Source organism: Pseudomonas sp. WS 5021 (assembly GCF_012985535.1).
Taxonomy (GTDB): Bacteria; Pseudomonadota; Gammaproteobacteria; order Pseudomonadales; family Pseudomonadaceae; genus Aquipseudomonas.
The window spans coordinates 553,495-569,899 of the sequence record NZ_JAAQWP010000001.1 but is presented as its reverse complement, the minus strand read 5'-3'; the positions used below and the strand labels follow the sequence as shown (position 1 = coordinate 569,899).

General features: G+C 61.9%; 15 protein-coding genes. 7 read left to right on the top strand and 8 right to left on the bottom strand.

Features of this window, described 5'->3' with window-relative positions; genetic code table 11:
• Positions 1 to 4: 4 nt before the first annotated feature.
• A complete protein-coding gene (locus HBO19_RS02580) occupies positions 5 to 364 on the bottom strand; it encodes a PilZ domain-containing protein (RefSeq protein ID WP_169954701.1) in 360 nt (119 codons plus the stop codon).
• A gap of 231 nt (positions 365 to 595) precedes the next feature.
• Positions 596 to 970, bottom strand: a complete 375-nt coding sequence (locus HBO19_RS02575; RefSeq protein WP_170041883.1) for a tetratricopeptide repeat protein — start codon at positions 968 to 970, stop codon at positions 596 to 598.
• A gap of 176 nt (positions 971 to 1,146) precedes the next feature.
• On the opposite strand from HBO19_RS02575, the gene pyk reads away from it, so the two are divergent.
• Positions 1,147 to 2,598: a pyruvate kinase gene (gene pyk / locus HBO19_RS02570; protein WP_029295454.1), complete on the top strand. Its 1,452-nt coding sequence runs from the start codon at positions 1,147 to 1,149 to the stop codon at positions 2,596 to 2,598.
• A gap of 154 nt (positions 2,599 to 2,752) precedes the next feature.
• Here the strand turns inward: pyk and HBO19_RS02565 are convergent, their stop codons facing one another.
• The gene (locus HBO19_RS02565; protein WP_170056844.1) at positions 2,753 to 3,685 is read right to left on the bottom strand and encodes an iron-sulfur-binding ferredoxin reductase; all 933 of its coding nucleotides are present in this window, start codon (positions 3,683 to 3,685) and stop codon (positions 2,753 to 2,755) included.
• A gap of 243 nt (positions 3,686 to 3,928) precedes the next feature.
• Between HBO19_RS02565 and HBO19_RS02560 the strand changes: the two genes are divergently transcribed.
• The 4 genes from HBO19_RS02560 (at position 3,929) to HBO19_RS02545 (ending at position 10,363) form a co-directional block, all read left to right on the top strand.
• Positions 3,929 to 5,452: a fumarate hydratase gene (locus HBO19_RS02560; protein WP_131062231.1), complete on the top strand. Its 1,524-nt coding sequence runs from the start codon at positions 3,929 to 3,931 to the stop codon at positions 5,450 to 5,452.
• A 221-nt stretch (positions 5,453 to 5,673) separates the two neighbouring features.
• Positions 5,674 to 7,440 carry an ATP-binding protein gene (locus HBO19_RS02555; RefSeq protein ID WP_169954641.1) on the top strand — a complete coding sequence of 589 codons (1,767 nt, stop codon included), beginning with the start codon at positions 5,674 to 5,676 and terminating at the stop codon, positions 7,438 to 7,440.
• On the top strand, positions 7,434 to 8,768 hold the full coding sequence (locus tag HBO19_RS02550; RefSeq protein WP_170056843.1) for a sigma-54 dependent transcriptional regulator: 1,335 nt from the start codon (positions 7,434 to 7,436) through the stop codon (positions 8,766 to 8,768). The genes HBO19_RS02555 and HBO19_RS02550 overlap by 7 nt, the downstream gene beginning before the upstream one ends.
• 275 nt (positions 8,769 to 9,043) lie before the next feature.
• Entirely contained in the window at positions 9,044 to 10,363 is a 1,320-nt protein-coding gene (locus HBO19_RS02545) for an MFS transporter (protein ID WP_169954639.1), read from the top strand.
• A 63-nt stretch (positions 10,364 to 10,426) separates the two neighbouring features.
• Here the strand turns inward: HBO19_RS02545 and HBO19_RS02540 are convergent, their stop codons facing one another.
• Entirely contained in the window at positions 10,427 to 11,182 is a 756-nt protein-coding gene (locus tag HBO19_RS02540) for a hypothetical protein (protein ID WP_170056842.1), read from the bottom strand.
• A 196-nt stretch (positions 11,183 to 11,378) separates the two neighbouring features.
• On the opposite strand from HBO19_RS02540, the gene HBO19_RS02535 reads away from it, so the two are divergent.
• The gene (locus HBO19_RS02535; protein ID WP_170056841.1) at positions 11,379 to 12,011 is read left to right on the top strand and encodes a flavin reductase family protein; all 633 of its coding nucleotides are present in this window, start codon (positions 11,379 to 11,381) and stop codon (positions 12,009 to 12,011) included.
• Between the two features lie 146 nt (positions 12,012 to 12,157).
• Here HBO19_RS02535 and HBO19_RS02530 read toward each other — a convergent pair whose 3' ends face one another.
• A complete protein-coding gene (locus tag HBO19_RS02530; RefSeq protein WP_169954636.1) occupies positions 12,158 to 12,439 on the bottom strand; it encodes a hypothetical protein in 282 nt (93 codons plus the stop codon).
• Positions 12,440 to 12,447: 8 nt separating this feature from the next.
• On the bottom strand, positions 12,448 to 12,789 hold the full coding sequence (locus tag HBO19_RS02525) for an antibiotic biosynthesis monooxygenase family protein (protein ID WP_024077189.1): 342 nt from the start codon (positions 12,787 to 12,789) through the stop codon (positions 12,448 to 12,450).
• A gap of 326 nt (positions 12,790 to 13,115) precedes the next feature.
• Between HBO19_RS02525 and HBO19_RS02520 the strand changes: the two genes are divergently transcribed.
• On the top strand, positions 13,116 to 14,045 hold the full coding sequence (locus tag HBO19_RS02520) for an AraC family transcriptional regulator (protein ID WP_170056840.1): 930 nt from the start codon (positions 13,116 to 13,118) through the stop codon (positions 14,043 to 14,045).
• A 119-nt stretch (positions 14,046 to 14,164) separates the two neighbouring features.
• Here HBO19_RS02520 and HBO19_RS02515 read toward each other — a convergent pair whose 3' ends face one another.
• Together HBO19_RS02515 and HBO19_RS02510 are read right to left on the bottom strand one after the other, a co-directional pair.
• Positions 14,165 to 15,619, bottom strand: coding sequence for an ATP-binding protein (locus tag HBO19_RS02515; RefSeq protein WP_169954633.1), 1,455 nt, complete (start codon positions 15,617 to 15,619; stop codon positions 14,165 to 14,167).
• The gene (locus tag HBO19_RS02510; RefSeq protein ID WP_169954632.1) at positions 15,609 to 16,340 is read right to left on the bottom strand and encodes a response regulator transcription factor; all 732 of its coding nucleotides are present in this window, start codon (positions 16,338 to 16,340) and stop codon (positions 15,609 to 15,611) included. Before HBO19_RS02510 ends, HBO19_RS02515 begins: the two co-directional genes overlap by 11 nt.
• Between the last annotated feature and the right edge of the window lie 65 nt (positions 16,341 to 16,405).

Genomic DNA, 16,405 nt, shown 5'->3' with positions numbered 1-16,405 from the left:
GACGCTAGGCCGAAGCCTGCAAGGGGTCAAAGCTGAAGTACTGCAACAGCGCAACAATCAGCTGACCGTACTCCGCGGGCGCCTCCAACAGGCAAAACCCCGAGTCGTAATGCCTGGGGTTGATATCTTCACGACTCCACAGGCAGGTCGCAGTGAAATCAATGGTGTGCATATCACCCTCAGGACCTGGAATCTTCAAGCGCAGATCAAAATCCACGTTGACCATCATGGGTAATTGGCTGACTAGCATCAGCCCTTCACTGGAAATATTACCCAAGTAACCGATGGGCTTACCTGTGAAGCGATTGAACACCTCTAAAAAATAGGGCAACTGGTGCCGCTCAATCCGTCGGTCAGTCAACATGATCAGATCGCCGTCCAATGGCCAAGACTGTGGCCGTTGCTGTGATTCGGGCCGGGAAGCTACATGCCCCCCCCGCTCTCCTGGATCCCGGTGCAACAGCGGCCCCTGCCCTGTCACTCTACAACCACCGAATCCTGTTTTTGTGTCTGTTTGAATTGAAAGTTATACAAACGTACTTCAAAAGAATAGCCCAACTCTGGCAAGAGGCCAGCAATTAAATGGCGTATATCATCACAAGGCTGCAGGTCGCGCGCGCGCTGCACTTGCGCCAGGGTAATGCCCCAGTTGTTGCAGCGTATCCAGGCGTGCACGGGCCCGGAACGCGTACTCACTCGATGGGTACTGGCTAATGATGAACTGATAAGTCTGCACCGCATCCACAAACAGCTTCTGCCGTTCCAGGCACTGCCCACGCAGCATCGAGACTTCCGGCTGCACGTAGCGACGGGACCGGCTTTCACGGTCGACCTGGGACAATTCCAGGGTGACCCGCTCACAATCGCCCACGTTGTAGGCACGGTAGGCATTGTTCAAATGATGGTCCATCGACCAACGGGTACAGCCGACAACACTGACGGCCAGGGCAGCAATGATCAAAACTCGCATGGGGTGTTCTCCTGTCTTGAGCAGTGTATCGACCCTTGGGCGAAAATCTTCAAGGTTGTTCGTCTGGCGTCATAGAGTGAAAACAAGCGAATCGACAATAAGTAGTGCAAACGAACAATGACTACAGCCAAAGAGCATAGTAGCCTTCCCCAGCGCTAGAACTCAGGAGTCCGTGCATGTCCGTCCGTCGTACCAAAATCGTCGCCACCCTTGGCCCGGCCAGTAACTCGCCGGAAGTCCTCGAACAGCTGATTCTGGCTGGCCTGGACGTTGCCCGTCTGAACTTCTCCCACGGCACCCCGGACGAGCACAAGGCTCGCGCCAAGCTGGTACGTGACCTCGCCGCCAAGCATGGCCGCTTCGTCGCGCTACTGGGTGACCTGCAAGGTCCGAAGATCCGTATCGCCAAATTCGCCAACAAGCGCATCGAGCTGAAGATCGGTGACAAATTCACCTTCTCCACCAGCCATCCGCTGACCGAAGGCAACCAGCAAGTCGTGGGTATCGACTACCCGGACCTGGTGAAAGACTGCGGCGTCGGCGACGAACTGCTGCTGGACGACGGCCGTGTGGTCATGCGTGTCGACACCGCCACCGTCACCGAGCTCAACTGCACCGTGATCATCGGCGGCCCGCTGTCCGACCACAAAGGCATCAACCGTCGCGGTGGTGGCCTGACTGCACCGGCCCTGACCGAAAAAGACAAGGCTGACATCAAGCTCGCCGCCGAAATGGAAGTGGACTACCTCGCCGTGTCCTTCCCACGCGACGCCGCCGACATGGAGTACGCCCGCCAACTGCGCGACGAAGCCGGCGGTACTGCCTGGCTGGTGGCGAAGATCGAGCGCGCCGAAGCCGTGGCCGACGACGAAACCCTCGACGGCCTGATCAAGGCGTCCGATGCAGTGATGGTTGCCCGTGGCGACCTCGGCGTGGAAATCGGTGACGCGGAGCTGATCGGCATCCAGAAGAAAATCATCCTGCACGCACGCCGCCACAATAAAGCGGTGATCGTTGCGACCCAGATGATGGAGTCGATGATCCAGAACCCGATGCCGACCCGTGCCGAAGTGTCCGACGTGGCCAACGCCGTGCTCGACTACACCGATGCCGTGATGCTCTCGGCAGAAAGTGCTGCCGGCCCGTACCCGCTGGAAGCGGTCCAGGCCATGGCGCGTATCTGCGTCGGCGCTGAAAAGCACCCGACCAGCAAGACCTCCAGCCACCGCATCGGCAAAGTGTTCGAAAGCTGCGACCAGAGCATTGCCCTGGCCGCCATGTACACCGCCAACCACTTCCCGGGCGTAAAGGCGATCATCGCCCTGACCGAAAGTGGCTACACGCCGTTGATCATGTCGCGCATCCGCTCCTCGATCCCGATCTACGCGTTCTCCCCGCACCGCGAAACCCAGGCCCGCGCGGCCATGTTCCGTGGCGTCTACACCGTACCGTTCGACCCGGCGTCGCTGCCGCCTGAGCAAGTCAGCCAGGCTGCCATCGACGAACTGCTCAAGCGTGGCGTAGTCGAGAAAGGCGATTGGGTGATCCTGACCAAGGGCGACAGCTACCACACCATCGGTGGCACCAACGGCATGAAGATCCTGCACGTTGGCGACCCAATGGTCTGAGTGACTGACCTGCTCAAAGCAAAGGCCCTGGCATGTGAATGCCAGGGCCTTTTGCATTCCAAAGGAGAGTGATTGATTGACTGCAAAGGCCCGCTCCCACATTGCAATGCATTTCAAATGCACACGGTGAGTTCTCGCAGATAGCCATCAGCGCTCAACCACGGGGCAGGAACACATCGGCCAGCAGTTGATTACGCGGCAAGCCCGCCAGGAACAGGCGCTTGGAAAACGCCTCGACACTGCTGGGGTGCCCGCAGAGCAAGGCCAGGGTTTGCCGGGATACAAGCCGCAGTTGCGCCAAGGCACCGGCCAACTGCGCCGCCGTCCACAGCTCGATGGTGAGGTTGCCGTGGCTGGCGGCAAGTTGGGCCAGGGGCTCGGCCAGATAATGCCCGTCCGTATCATGGGCCAGGTGAATCACGCGGATAGCGCCCTGGTGATCCTGGCGCAGGGCTTCGCGCAACACGCCCCACAGCGGCCCCAGCCCCGTGCCGGATGCCAGCAGCCACAGCGGCCGCGCTTGCCAGTCCGGATCGTAATGCAACGCCCCGCCGCGCAATTCGCCCAGGCGTAATGGGTCACCGGCCTCAAGCCGGCGGGCACGATCGCTGAACTCGCCGGGCAGGCGGCAATCGAGGTGGAACTCCAAAAACGGATCTTCCTGGGGCAGGCTGGCCAGGGAATAAGGCCGCGCCACCGTCCCCGCCCACAACACCAGGTGCTGCCCGGCCCGGTAACGTAGCCCGTGCTGGGGTTGCAGGCGCAGGCGCAACACCGTCGGGTTCAGCCAATCGGCGCTCAGCACCGTTGCCGCCGCGCCGTCGCGCAAGGGGTCAAAGGCCTCGACCTGTACATCGCCTGTGACCTGGCACTGGCAGGCCAGGCGCCAACCGTCCTGGCGCTGGGCCGGGCTCAGGGCGTCGGGCTGCTTGTCCTCGACCTCACCCCGGCAACGCACCAGGCAGGCATGGCAACTGCCCGCGCGGCAACTGTAAGGCACGGCCACACCGGCCTGGTTCAAGGCATCCAGCAGATTGCTGCCGGTGGAGACCGACCACTGGCGTTCGCCGACGTGCAGTTCAGGCATGAAAGGCCTCGAATCAAAATGTGCGATCACTGTAACTGCTTTTTGCAGGAGCCGGCTCCTAGGGTGGTCGGGAGAGTTTGACCATCGTCGGGTGTATCGGCCATCGCGCCGGGTTATACTGCCGCGCCTTTTTAGCGTCGCGCCAGCACTACCCGGCGTGCCTTGGAAAAGGTGGCTTCAGCGACCGATACACCCATCTGAAGCCACCTTTATTGAATGTTCCCTTATAGAGGAGCGCGACTCATGACCGTGATCAAGCAAGACGACCTGATTCAGAGCGTTGCCGACGCCCTGCAATTCATTTCCTACTACCATCCCGTTGACTTCATCCAGGCAATGCACGAAGCCTACCTGCGCGAAGAATCGCCGGCCGCCCGTGACTCCATGGCCCAGATCCTGATCAACTCGCGCATGTGTGCCACCGGCCACCGCCCGATCTGCCAGGACACCGGGATCGTCACCGTGTTCGTGCGCGTGGGCATGGATGTACGCTGGGATGGCGCCACCATGGGCCTGGACGACATGATCAACGAAGGCGTGCGTCGCGCCTACAACCTGCCGGAAAACGTCCTGCGTGCCTCGATCCTCGCCGACCCGGCCGGCGCGCGCAAAAACACCAAGGACAACACCCCGGCCGTGATCCACTACTCCATCGTCCCGGGTAACACCGTGGAAGTGGACGTGGCCGCCAAGGGCGGTGGTTCCGAGAACAAGTCGAAAATGGCCATGCTCAACCCGTCCGACTCCATCGTCGATTGGGTGCTCAAGACCGTTCCGACCATGGGTGCCGGCTGGTGCCCACCGGGCATGCTCGGCATCGGCATCGGCGGTACCGCCGAGAAAGCCGCCGTCATGGCCAAGGAAGTGTTGATGGAATCCATCGACATCCACGAGCTGAAAAAGCGCGGCCCGTCCAACCGTATCGAAGAGATGCGCCTGGAGCTGTTCGAGAAGGTCAACCAACTGGGGATCGGCGCCCAGGGCCTGGGTGGCCTGACCACCGTGCTCGACGTGAAGATCATGGATTACCCGACCCACGCCGCTTCGCTGCCGGTGTGCATGATCCCCAACTGCGCCGCCACCCGTCACGCGCACTTCGTGCTCGACGGTTCCGGTCCGGCCTCGCTCGAAGCGCCGCCGCTGGACGCCTACCCGGAAATTGTCTGGGAAGCCGGCCCGTCGGCCCGCCGTGTCAACCTCGACACCCTGACCCCGGAAGACGTGCAAAGCTGGAAACCGGGAGAAACCGTACTGCTCAACGGCAAGATGCTCACCGGTCGCGACGCGGCGCACAAGCGCATGGTCGAGATGCTGAACAAGGGTGAAACCCTGCCGGTAGACCTCAAGGGTCGTTTCATCTACTACGTCGGCCCGGTAGATCCGGTGCGCGAAGAAGTGGTTGGCCCGGCTGGCCCGACCACCGCCACGCGGATGGACAAGTTCACCCGCCAGATCCTCGAGCAGACTGGCCTGTTGGGCATGATCGGCAAATCCGAGCGCGGCCCGACCGCCATCGAAGCGATCAAGGACCACAAGGCCGTGTACCTGATGGCAGTCGGCGGTGCGGCCTACCTGGTGGCGCAAGCCATCAAGAAGTCGCGCGTGGTGGCCTTCGCCGAACTGGGCATGGAAGCGATCTACGAGTTCGACGTCAAGGACATGCCGGTCACTGTTGCAGTCGACAGCAAGGGCGAGTCGGTCCACATCACAGGTCCCGCCATCTGGCAGCAAAAAATCAGTGAAAGCCTGGCGGTAGAAGTGCAGTAAGCACGTCCCCGCAAGGATAAAAGGCGACTGTGGCTCCATGCCACAGTCGCCTTTTTTATGACCGGGGATTTTGTGGGAGCGGGCTTGCCCGCGATGCAGGCACTGCGGTCTGGCAGCAGAACGCGTCGATGCAATCGCGGGCAAGCCCGTTCCCACAAGTACTGCGCTCGTCCTGCTGCATGTTATGGTGCTCGCCCCCTACTGCAGCTGTTCATTCTCGTATGATCGCGATCCCTCGCCCATTGCGTTTGACCTTCTACTCCCTGCTGATTATTGCCGGTGCCGTCCTGGCCGCCGCAGTCGCCATGCGCCAGGCGGAACGCCAGTCCCTGGTGGACGATGCCGGCCGTGCGAACCAGCAACTGGCGCTGTATGCCAACTCCTTGCACACCTTGATCGAACGCTACCGCGCCCTGCCCGCCGTGCTGGCCCTGGATTCGGAAATGATCCGCGCCCTGAAAGGCCCGCTGGATCCGGCGACCCAGGAGGTGCTCAACCACAAACTGGAGCGCATCAACGGTGCGGCGCAGTCATCGACCCTGGAACTGATGGACCGCACCGGCCTGGCGGTGGCCGCCAGCAACTGGCGCCTGCCCAGCAGTTATGTCGGCCATAACTATGCGTTCCGCCCCTATTTCAGCCAGACCCGCAGCCAGGGCACCGGGCGTTTTTATGCGGTGGGGGTGACCACCGGGATTCCGGGGTACTTCCTTTCCAGCGCGGTGGTGGATGAGCAGGAGCAGTTCATCGGCGCCATGGTGGTGAAACTGGAGTTTCCGGAGCTGGAGCGCGGATGGGCCCAGGGCGACGACCTGTTGCTAGTCAGCGATGCCCGGGGCATCGTGTTTATCGCCAATAAACCCGGATGGCGTTACCGCAACCTGCGTCCGCTGTCGGCCAACGATCTGGCCGAACTCAAGGCCACGCGCCAATACGACAAGAAGCAATTGCAGCCCCTGGACACCCAGACCTTGCAGCGTTTTGACGAGAACAGTCATCTGGTGCGCGTGGCCGGGCCCGAAGGCAACGCCAACTACATCTGGGAGTCCCTGCCCCTCAAAGCCGAAGGCTGGACCCTGCACCTGCTGCGCAAACCCCAGGTGGCCTTTGAAGACCAACGCAACGCCGGCCTCGCCGCGGCGGGCCTGTGGTTGACCCTGGTGTTCCTGGTGCTGTTCCTCAGCCAGCGCTGGCGCCTGGCCCGCTTGCGCCAGCGCAGCCGCGAAGAGCTGGAGCGCCTGGTGGAAGAACGCACCCGCGCCTTGCGCACCGCCCAGGATGGCTTGGTGCAATCGGCCAAGCTGGCGGCGCTGGGACAGATGTCTGCGGCCCTGGCCCATGAAATCAACCAGCCGCTGACCACTCAGCGCATGCAACTGGCTACCTTGCGCCTGCTGCTCGATCACGGGCGCATCGATGACGCCTATCAGGCGCTGACGCCATTGGACGACATGCTCACTCGCATGGCCGCCCTTACCGGCCACCTCAAGACCTTCGCCCGCAAAAGCCCCAGCGGCCTGCGCGAACGCCTGGACCTGGCAACCGTGGTCGACCAGTCCCTGCACTTGCTCGACGCACGCCTGCGCGACGAAGCCATCGGCACCGTGCTCGACCTGACTCGCCCGGCCTGGGTACGCGGCGATGCCATTCGCCTGGAGCAAGTGCTGATCAACTTGTTGCGCAATGCCCTGGATGCCATGGCCGACAAACCGCGCAAGCGCCTGGAAATCCGCCTGCATGCCGATCAACAACTGTGGCACCTGAGCGTCAGCGACAGCGGCGGCGGCATTGCCGAGGAACACCTGAACAACGTGTTCGACCCGTTCTTCACCACCAAGCCGGTGGGTGACGGGCTCGGGCTCGGGTTGGCGGTGTCCTACGCTATCGTGCATGAACTGGGCGGACGCCTGAGTGCGGCCAATCAGGGCGACGGCGCCGTCTTCACCCTGACCCTGCCCATCGCGCTGGAGGCGCCGGACCTATGCTGAACGCGGTGATCGTGGTTGATGACGAGGCCAGCATCCGCACGGCCGTGGAACAGTGGCTGAACCTCTCCGGGTTCGCGGTGCAGTTGTTCAGCCGCGCCGAGGACTGCCTGGCCCACCTGCCCAGGGACTTTCCCGGGGTGATTCTCAGCGATGTGCGCATGCCGGGCCTCAGCGGCCTGGAGCTGCTGGCCGAAGTACAACGGCGCGATGCCGACCTGCCGGTGATCCTCCTGACCGGCCATGGCGACGTGCCGATGGCCGTCGAAGCCATGCGCGACGGTGCCTACGACTTTCTGGAAAAGCCCTTCAGCCCCGACGCCCTGCTCGCCAGCCTGCACCGGGCCCTGGACAAGCGCGGGCTGATCCTGGAGAACCGCCGCCTACACCAACAGGCCGATCATCGCGCCCAACTGGAGTCGAGCCTGCTGGGGGTGTCGCGCAGCCTGCAGAACTTGCGCCGCCAGGTGCTGGACCTCGCCGCCTTGCCGGTCAACGTGCTGATCCGTGGCGAGACCGGCAGCGGCAAGGAACTGGTCGCCCGCTGCCTGCATGACTTCGGGCCACGGGCCAAAAAACCTTTTGTCGCGCTCAACTGTGCGGCGATTCCCGAGCAATTGTTTGAAGCCGAACTGTTCGGCCATGAAAGCGGCGCTTTCACCGGCGCCCAGGGCAAGCGCATCGGCAAGCTGGAGTACGCCGACGGCGGTACGCTGTTTCTCGATGAGATCGAAAGCATGCCCCTGGCCCAGCAGGTGAAGCTGCTGCGGGTGTTGCAGGAACAGAAGCTGGAGCGCCTGGGCTCGAACCAGAGCATCAAGGTCGACCTGCGCATCATTGCCGCGACCAAGCCCGACCTGCTGGACGAAGCCCGCGCCGGACGTTTTCGCGAAGACCTGGCCTACCGCCTGACCGTGGCGCAACTGCGCCTGCCGCCGCTGCGTGAGCGCCGCGAAGATATCCCGCTGCTGTTCGACCACTTCACCCAGAGCGCCGCCGAACGCCTGGGCCGCGAGGCCGCGCCCCTCAGCGGGCCGCAATTGGGGCGGCTGCTCAGCCATGACTGGCCGGGCAACGTGCGCGAACTGGCCAACGTTGCCGAACGCCAGGTGCTGGGCCTCGGCGAGCCGGAGCCGGAAGGCATCGAGGCCGGGCAATCCCTGGCGGCCCAGCAGGAAGCGTTCGAAGCCCATTGCCTGAAAGCTGCGCTGACCCGGCACAAAGGCGATATCAAGGCGGTGCTGGCGGAGCTGCAACTGCCACGGCGGACCTTCAATGAAAAGCTGCAGCGCCATGGGCTGACCCGGGAAATGTTTCTGTCGCCCGATTGAGAAGGCCCCTTAGGGCCTCATCGCAGGCAAGCCAGCTCCCACACTTGAATGTATTCGCAAATCAAAATGTGGGAGCTGGCTTGCCTGCGATGAGGATAGCCGCCATAAGCGGATTTCCGCTCATCACCAAAAAACCATCAGCGGCTTTCCGCTCAAAAAAATCCCCCAACCCCTCTAGAACGGGCCTCCCCCTGCTTGGCACAGCTCCTGCTATAGCTGCAACCAGGCTGCGCTGACGCGCGCTCCACAAAAACAATGACATGAAGGATCCTTCAATGGATAACTCCAATTCCCTGCCTCTGGGGTCGGCGGCTGCGCCGGCGCAAGAACGCACCACTTCCAGCCGTATCAAGTCGATCTTCAGCGGATCGGTCGGCAACATGGTCGAGTGGTATGACTGGTACGTCTACGCCGCTTTCTCGCTGTACTTCGCCAAAGCCTTCTTCCCTAAAGGCGACACCACCGCCCAACTGCTCAACACCGCCGCGATTTTTGCCGTGGGCTTTTTGATGCGCCCGATTGGCGGCTGGCTGATGGGCCTCTACGCCGACCGCGCAGGCCGTAAAGCCGCGTTGATGGCGTCGGTGCTGCTGATGTGCTTCGGCTCGCTGATCATCGCCCTGAGCCCCGGTTATGAAACCATCGGTGTCGGCGCGCCGATCCTGCTGGTGTTCGCCCGCTTGCTGCAAGGCCTGTCGGTGGGTGGCGAATACGGCACCTCGGCCACCTACCTGAGTGAAATGGCGACCAAGGAACGTCGCGGCTTCTTCTCCAGCTTCCAGTACGTGACTCTGATCTCCGGCCAGCTCATCGCGTTGGCGGTACTGATCGTGCTGCAACAGCTCCTCACCACTGAAGAGTTGTATGCCTGGGGCTGGCGTATCCCGTTCGCCATCGGCGCCCTGTGCGCGGTGGTGGCCCTGTACCTGCGACGTGGCATGGAAGAAACCGAGTCGTTCACCAAGAAGGAAAAAGCCAAGGAAAGCGCGATGCGCACCTTGATGCGCCACCCCAAGGAACTGATGACCGTGGTCGGCCTGACCATGGGCGGCACCCTGGCCTTCTACACCTACACCACCTACATGCAGAAGTACCTGGTGAACACCGTCGGCATGAGCATCTCCGACTCCACCACCATCTCTGCGGCCACGCTGTTCCTGTTCATGTGCCTGCAACCGATTGTCGGTGGCCTGTCCGACAAGGTCGGTCGCCGGCCGATCCTGATCGCCTTCGGCATCCTCGGCACCCTGTTCACCGTGCCGATCCTCACCACCCTGCACACTGTCCAGACCTGGTGGGGCGCGTTCTTCCTGATCATGGCGGCGCTGATCATCGTCAGCGGCTACACCTCGATCAACGCCGTGGTGAAGGCCGAGCTGTTCCCCACCGAAATCCGTGCGCTGGGTGTAGGCCTGCCTTACGCACTGACCGTGTCGATCTTCGGCGGCACCGCCGAATACATCGCGCTGTGGTTCAAGAGCATCGGCATGGAAACCGGCTACTACTGGTACGTCACCGCGTGTATTGCCGTATCGCTGTTGGTCTACATCACCATGAAAGACACCCGCAAGCATTCGCGGATCACCACGGACTAAGCGTTCGCCAGGTGTAGAAAAGGGGCCATGTCATGCAAATGACATGGCCCCTTTTTTATCCCGTCAGGACAGCTCTGCCAGCGGCTGGCGGTTATCCCGGCGCTGTACATACCAGGCACCGGCGATCATCACCAGCAGCACGGCCGCCAGCACCGCCGATGAGCCGACAGTGCCAAAGTCCAGGCCGCCCTTTTCATGGGGTTTGGTCAGGAAGTCCCCGAGGGTCGCGCCAAAGGGCCGGGTCAACACAAACGCTACCCAGAACAACACCACCGACGAAACCGTCGTGCAGTATTTGAGCGCCACCACCAGCAGGATGCTCGCGCCGATCAACATCGCACCGCCAGCAAAGCCCAGGCCAGAGTCGTCGGCCAGGAAGTCCCCCAGGGCCGTGCCCAGGGTGTTGGAGAGCAGGATTGCCACCCAGTAGAACAGCTCGCCGCGCGGGGTCTGCACCTTGTTCACGTTCAGCGAATTGCCGCTCAGGTGCCAGAGGGCGAACACTATCAGTAACAGGACAATCAGGATCATCGAACCGGAGGCGTACCCCAGGCCCAGGGTACGGTCCATAAAATCGGACATGGTGGTGCCCGCCGTGCTCGTCGACAGGATCACGATCCAGTACAGCACCGGGTTGTAGGTTTTCGACCATAACTGCGTCAGCAACGTGATGAGGAACACGCTGAGCAGGATCATCGAACTGATGGCGTAGCCGACATTCAGGGTCATCGACAACAAGTCCCCGGCGGTTTCGCCAAGGGTGGTCGCACAGATCTTCATGACCCAGAACGCCAGGGTAATCTGAGGTAGTTTGTTCATTGTGCAGAAGGCTCCAGAGTTCAGTCTCGAAAGGCCGACTCATGGGGGGGTATCGACCTGGCGTGCAGACTGGCCGTGCAGCTGTGAAAAATAGGTGGGCGATGGATGAAAATTCCATAGGGCAGCGCCAATCCGGTGGAAATCCTGCCCTTGGGCCTGCACTATTGCGCTTTCCCCGCCGCAGGAACCGCCGTCCATGCCTGACGATATCCATTTCTATGAACCCGCCAACGGCCACGGCCTGCCCCATGACCCGTTCAACGCCATCGTCGGCCCGCGCCCGATTGGCTGGATTTCGTCCCAGGACAACCAAGGCCGCCTGAACCTGGCGCCCTACAGTTTTTTCAATGCCTTCAACTACATCCCGCCGATCATTGGTTTTTCCAGTGTCGGGCGTAAAGACAGCCTGAATAACATCGAACAGACCGGCGAGTTTGTCTGGAACCTGGCCACGCGCCCGCTGGCCGAGCAGATGAACCAGAGCTGCGCCGCCGTGTCGCCAGAGGTCAACGAGTTTGAATTGGCCGGGCTGACGCCAGTGGCGTCCAAGGTGATTGCCGTGCCACGGGTCGGCGAAAGCCCGGTGTCGTTCGAGTGCAAGGTTACGCAGATCATTCAGTTGCAGCGGGCCGACAGGGAGCTGGTGCCCAGTTGGCTGGTACTTGGCGAAGTGGTCGCGGTGCACATCGCCAAATGGCTGCTCAAGGATGGGGTGTACGACACCGCAGCGGCCGAGCCGATTCTGCGGGGCGGCGGCCCGGCGGATTATTTCCAGCTGGGACCGCAAGCGCTGTTCAAGATGTACCGACCAGGTGCTACCAAACCCTGATTGGATGCAATGCAATTAAAAATGTGGGAGCGGGCTTGTGTGGGAGCGGGCTTGCTCGCGAAAGCGGTGGATCAGTTCCAAATTGGCTGGCTGACATGACGCTTTCGCGAGCAAGCCCGCTCCCACAATTGGGTCGGTGGTGTTCTTTAGTTTGCTGCAGTTGCCCAGGCCAACTGGCCCTCTTCATCGATAGCGATCAAACGCTCCAATTGCTGGGCCGCCGCATCGTCGGCGTCGTCGGCAGTCTTGAACAGTTGGCCATCGAGGATCTTGTGAAAGCGCGGTGCGCTCATGCCGTCCAGTGCCTTGACGGCGATGGCGGCGCTATAGCCACCCTGGTCTTCGCGTACAAGGGCGGAAACAGCTTCGTGGTGGGCAAACTCTTTACGTGCCATGTTGCAGGTCCTGGCCAATGGAAAGTCGGCCATTCTAAACCTTAACCTGCCAGTTGCAGGTACTCGCCGTAGGCATTGGCGGCGGATGCGTCGGTGAAGGTCTGGAAGTCCATGCTGCGCACGACCATGTCGTTCAACAGCTCGGTAAACAGCATCAGGGCCGGCGAGCTGAAATAAGCGCTCATCGCCTGTTCGCTGCTCCAGAAACCTGAAACCAGCCATACATCGGGGTCAACCTGGGAGTGCTGCAACGAGAATTGCAGGCAACCCTGAGCCTGGCGGCCCGGTTCGATCAAACTGCTCAAGCGTGCACCCAGTTCGGTGCTGCACCCGCTGCGGGCGCGGATAAAGGCCATATGGCTCGCGGGAATGGGGGTGGACATGTTCGACTCTCCCGTTGAGAAGTGATGCTCGGCAAGCACTGTGGGGGCGTGTTGCCACAGGGTCAAAGATACGGGCGCAGGCCCCAGCGCGGTTAGTCGATTCCTGCCGGCTTATTGCACAATCCTGCCAGAAGCGTAGACCCAGGGTTTGGCGTCAGGCTTTATTGCAGGGGTTGGCGCCTTGTTTCAGGCAGATGACAGGCTGTGTGCTTGCCTGATTGAAGACGCGCCGCAGGATCAGGCAAGGATTGTGCAGAATCGACATAACGCTGCTGCACCGCCACCGCTAAGCTGTGCCCATCAAAGAAGCATGCAGAGGACGCCCCATGTCGTCGCCCGAACAGCAGTCCATTCCCCTCGATGCCGAGATGGAAAAACAGCGCGCCGAACTGGCGAGCATTGTGCACCGGCATACCTGGGAAGACGGTTCCTACGGCACAGCGATCACCTCGCTGTACCTGAACCGCCACAACACGCCACGCGACTTCATGCCGGTGCTGGTGGAACCTGCGCTGTGCATCCTCGCCAACGGCAGTAAGGAAGTGCGCCTGGCCGACGAAATTTTTGCCTACGACCCTCTCAACTACCTGGTGTTCTCAGTCGCAATGCCGGTGGCCGGGCGAGTCATCGACGCCACAGTCGAAGACCCCAACCTGTCGGTGCGCATCAATATCGACCCGGCGCAACTGACCGCCCTGATTGCCGAAGCCGGGCCGATGGGCGTGCCCACGCGCCCGACCGCACGCGGCATGTATGTCGACCGGATCGACACCCAGTTGCTCGACGCCGTATTGCGCCTGGCACGCCTGCTGGATACGCCCAAAGATATCGCGATGTTGGCGCCGTTGATCAATCGCGAGATTCTCTACCGACTACTGCGTGGGCCACAGGGCTATCGCCTGTACGAAATTGCCGTGGCCAATAGCCAGAGCCATCGGGTCAGCCGGGCGATCACCTGGTTGAACGGCAACTATGAACAACCGCTGCGCATCGATGATCTGGCCAAGGAAGTGAATCTCAGCGTGTCGACCCTGCACCACCGCTTCAAGGCCATCACCGCCATGAGCCCGTTGCAGTACCAGAAGCAGTTGCGCTTGCAGGAGGCCCGGCGCCTGATGATCGCCGAAGGCCTGGAAGCCTCGGCGGCGGGGTATCGAGTGGGGTATGAGAGCCCGTCGCAGTTCAGCCGGGAATACAGCCGGTTGTTTGGCGCGCCGCCGTTGCGCGACTTGGCCAGGCTACGCCAGAGCATCTGACCCAACGCCCGTCTGTAGGAGCTGGCTTGCCAGCGATTGCGGTAGGTCAGGTACTGCAAATGTGACTGATGTATCGCTATCGCTGGCAAGCCAGCTCCTACAGGGTGACGCGGTGTTGTTTAGTCCAGGGTCCGGGGCAGTTGCAAGGTCACCCGTAGGCCACCTTCACGCAAATTTTGCAGGCTGACTTCACCGCCATGGCTGTGGGCGATATTGCGGGCGATCCCCAGCCCCAGGCCATAACCCTGCTGCTGCCCGGCCAGGCGAAAGTGCGGTTCGAAGACCTGCTCCAGACGCTGCTCCGGCACCCCGGGGCCCTCGTCATCCACATGCAGGATGAACTGCGCGCCATCGTCCTCGATACGCAGATGGGCGTTCTGCCCGTACTTCAGGGCGTTATCGATCAGGTTGCCAATGCAGCGCTTGAGCGCCAGCGGCTTGCCCGGATAGGCCGTCAACGCCCGGCCATGCTGGGTCACCCGGCCATTGCCGTTGGGCGCAAGATACGGTTCCACCAGGCAGTCGAGCACATGGTTGAGGTCCACCGGCTCGATGTTCTCGTGGATATCGGTGTCCTTGACGCACTGCAACGCGCCCTTGACCAGCAGTTCCAGCTCATCCAGGTCGCGGCCGAACTTGGCTTGCAGCTTTTCGTCTTCCAGCAGTTCTACCCGCAGCCGCAGGCGTGTGATGGGGGTGCGCAGGTCGTGGGAAATTGCACTGAACAACTGGCTGCGTTCAGTCAGGTAGCGGCTGATCCGCTCGCGCATGGCATTGAACGCACGGCCCACTTCCACCACTTCGCTGCCGCCACCTTCGGCCACCGGTTCCACGTCGGCGCCCAGGGACAGGTCCCGCGCCGCCCGCGCCAGGCGCTTGAGCGGCCGGCTCTGCCAATGCACCAGCAAGCCGATAAACAGCAACAGAAAGCCACTGGTCAGCACGATAAACCACACCTGCTGGGACGGCAGGCCCTGTTCTTCGAGGCTGGTGTAGGGCTCGGGCAACAACGAGGCGATATATAGCCATTCGCCGGCGCCCAACTCGATCTGCGTCACCAGTACCGGCGGGTTGACCGGCTCCAGGGTCAGGGCGTAATGCGCCCAGGAGCGTGGCAATTCATCGAGTTTCAGGCCGGCATTGAAGATGCGCAGGTCTTCGGCACTGACAAACTCCACCGAAAAATGCACGTCACTGCCCAGGGTCTGGCGCAGCACTTCGTCCACCGCGCCGAGCACCGCCTGTTTGCGCGGGGTTTGCGGCAAGATCTGCATATCCAGCGGCTTGTCGTTGAGTGTCACCACAAAACGCGTGCCACCCATGCTGCGCAACTGGTCGAGCACCAGCGGCCGATAAGCCACCGGCAGCGAACGGAAATAGCTGACGCTGGCGGTCATCGAATGGGCCAGGCTGCGGGCGCTGGTGACCAGGCCTTCAAGCTGGGTGGCGCGCAGTTGCGAGACCCAGATCACGCTGGATAACGCCTGGGCAAACAGCACCGCCAACAGGGTCAGCAGTAGCATGCGCCCCAGCAATGAACGCGGGACCGGAATGCGCCGGCGTTCAGTGGGCATTGCTGGCAACCACACTGGCCGCCAGTTGGTAACCGCTGCCGCGCACGGTGCGGATCAGCCGTGGAGGTTTCTCGGTATCACGCAGGCGTTGTCGCAGGCGGCTGACAGCCATGTCGACAATACGGTCGAGGGGCATCAGGTCACGGCCACGGGTGGCGTTGCCAATGGTGTCGCGATCAAGAATTTGCTGTGGGTGATCGAGGAACAGCTTGAGCAGGGCAAAGTCGGCACCGGACAGGATGACTTCCTCGCCATCAACGTGAAACAGCCGATGGCTGATCATGTCCAACCGCCACTCATCGAACACCAGCACGTCGCCACCCGTGCGCTCCTGGCCAAACTGGCAGCGGCGCAACAGGGCCTTGATGCGTGCCTGCAACTCCCGCGGGCTGAAGGGTTTACCGATGTAATCGTCGGCGCCCAGTTCCAGGCCGATGACCCGGTCGGCTTCGTCGGAGCTGGCAGTGAGCATGATGATCGGCACCTGGGCCTGGCGCGGGTGCTGGCGCACCCAGCGGCAGAGGCTGAAGCCGTCTTCGTCGGGCAGCATCACATCGAGGATCACCAGGTCGCACGGGGCCTCGTCCATGGCCTGGCGGAACCCCGCGCCATTGGGCACGCCCCGCACCTGGAAGCCGGCGCGACTGAGGTAGGTTTGCAGCAACTCGCGGATTTCCTCGTCGTCGTCGACCAGGAGAATGGATTTACTGATTACGCTCACGGGGGCCTCCTTGTTGTTATGGGGTGCTCTCTAGGGCCCCATCGCGGGCAGGCCCACTCCCAGAT

Excerpts from the sequence above, each read along its gene's own strand:
- HBO19_RS02580 (WP_169954701.1), bottom strand. The coding sequence starts at position 364 with ATGTTGACTGACCGACGGATTGAGCGGCACCAGTTGCCCTATTTTTTA.
- HBO19_RS02575 (WP_170041883.1), bottom strand. The coding sequence starts at position 970 with ATGCGAGTTTTGATCATTGCTGCCCTGGCCGTCAGTGTTGTCGGCTGT.
- pyk (WP_029295454.1), top strand. The coding sequence starts at position 1,147 with ATGTCCGTCCGTCGTACCAAAATCGTCGCCACCCTTGGCCCGGCCAGT.
- HBO19_RS02565 (WP_170056844.1), bottom strand. The coding sequence starts at position 3,685 with ATGCCTGAACTGCACGTCGGCGAACGCCAGTGGTCGGTCTCCACCGGC.
- HBO19_RS02560 (WP_131062231.1), top strand. The coding sequence starts at position 3,929 with ATGACCGTGATCAAGCAAGACGACCTGATTCAGAGCGTTGCCGACGCC.
- HBO19_RS02555 (WP_169954641.1), top strand. The coding sequence starts at position 5,674 with ATGATCGCGATCCCTCGCCCATTGCGTTTGACCTTCTACTCCCTGCTG.
- HBO19_RS02550 (WP_170056843.1), top strand. The coding sequence starts at position 7,434 with ATGCTGAACGCGGTGATCGTGGTTGATGACGAGGCCAGCATCCGCACG.
- HBO19_RS02545 (WP_169954639.1), top strand. The coding sequence starts at position 9,044 with ATGGATAACTCCAATTCCCTGCCTCTGGGGTCGGCGGCTGCGCCGGCG.
- HBO19_RS02540 (WP_170056842.1), bottom strand. The coding sequence starts at position 11,182 with ATGAACAAACTACCTCAGATTACCCTGGCGTTCTGGGTCATGAAGATC.
- HBO19_RS02535 (WP_170056841.1), top strand. The coding sequence starts at position 11,379 with ATGCCTGACGATATCCATTTCTATGAACCCGCCAACGGCCACGGCCTG.
- HBO19_RS02530 (WP_169954636.1), bottom strand. The coding sequence starts at position 12,439 with ATGGCCGACTTTCCATTGGCCAGGACCTGCAACATGGCACGTAAAGAG.
- HBO19_RS02525 (WP_024077189.1), bottom strand. The coding sequence starts at position 12,789 with ATGTCCACCCCCATTCCCGCGAGCCATATGGCCTTTATCCGCGCCCGC.
- HBO19_RS02520 (WP_170056840.1), top strand. The coding sequence starts at position 13,116 with ATGTCGTCGCCCGAACAGCAGTCCATTCCCCTCGATGCCGAGATGGAA.
- HBO19_RS02515 (WP_169954633.1), bottom strand. The coding sequence starts at position 15,619 with ATGCCCACTGAACGCCGGCGCATTCCGGTCCCGCGTTCATTGCTGGGG.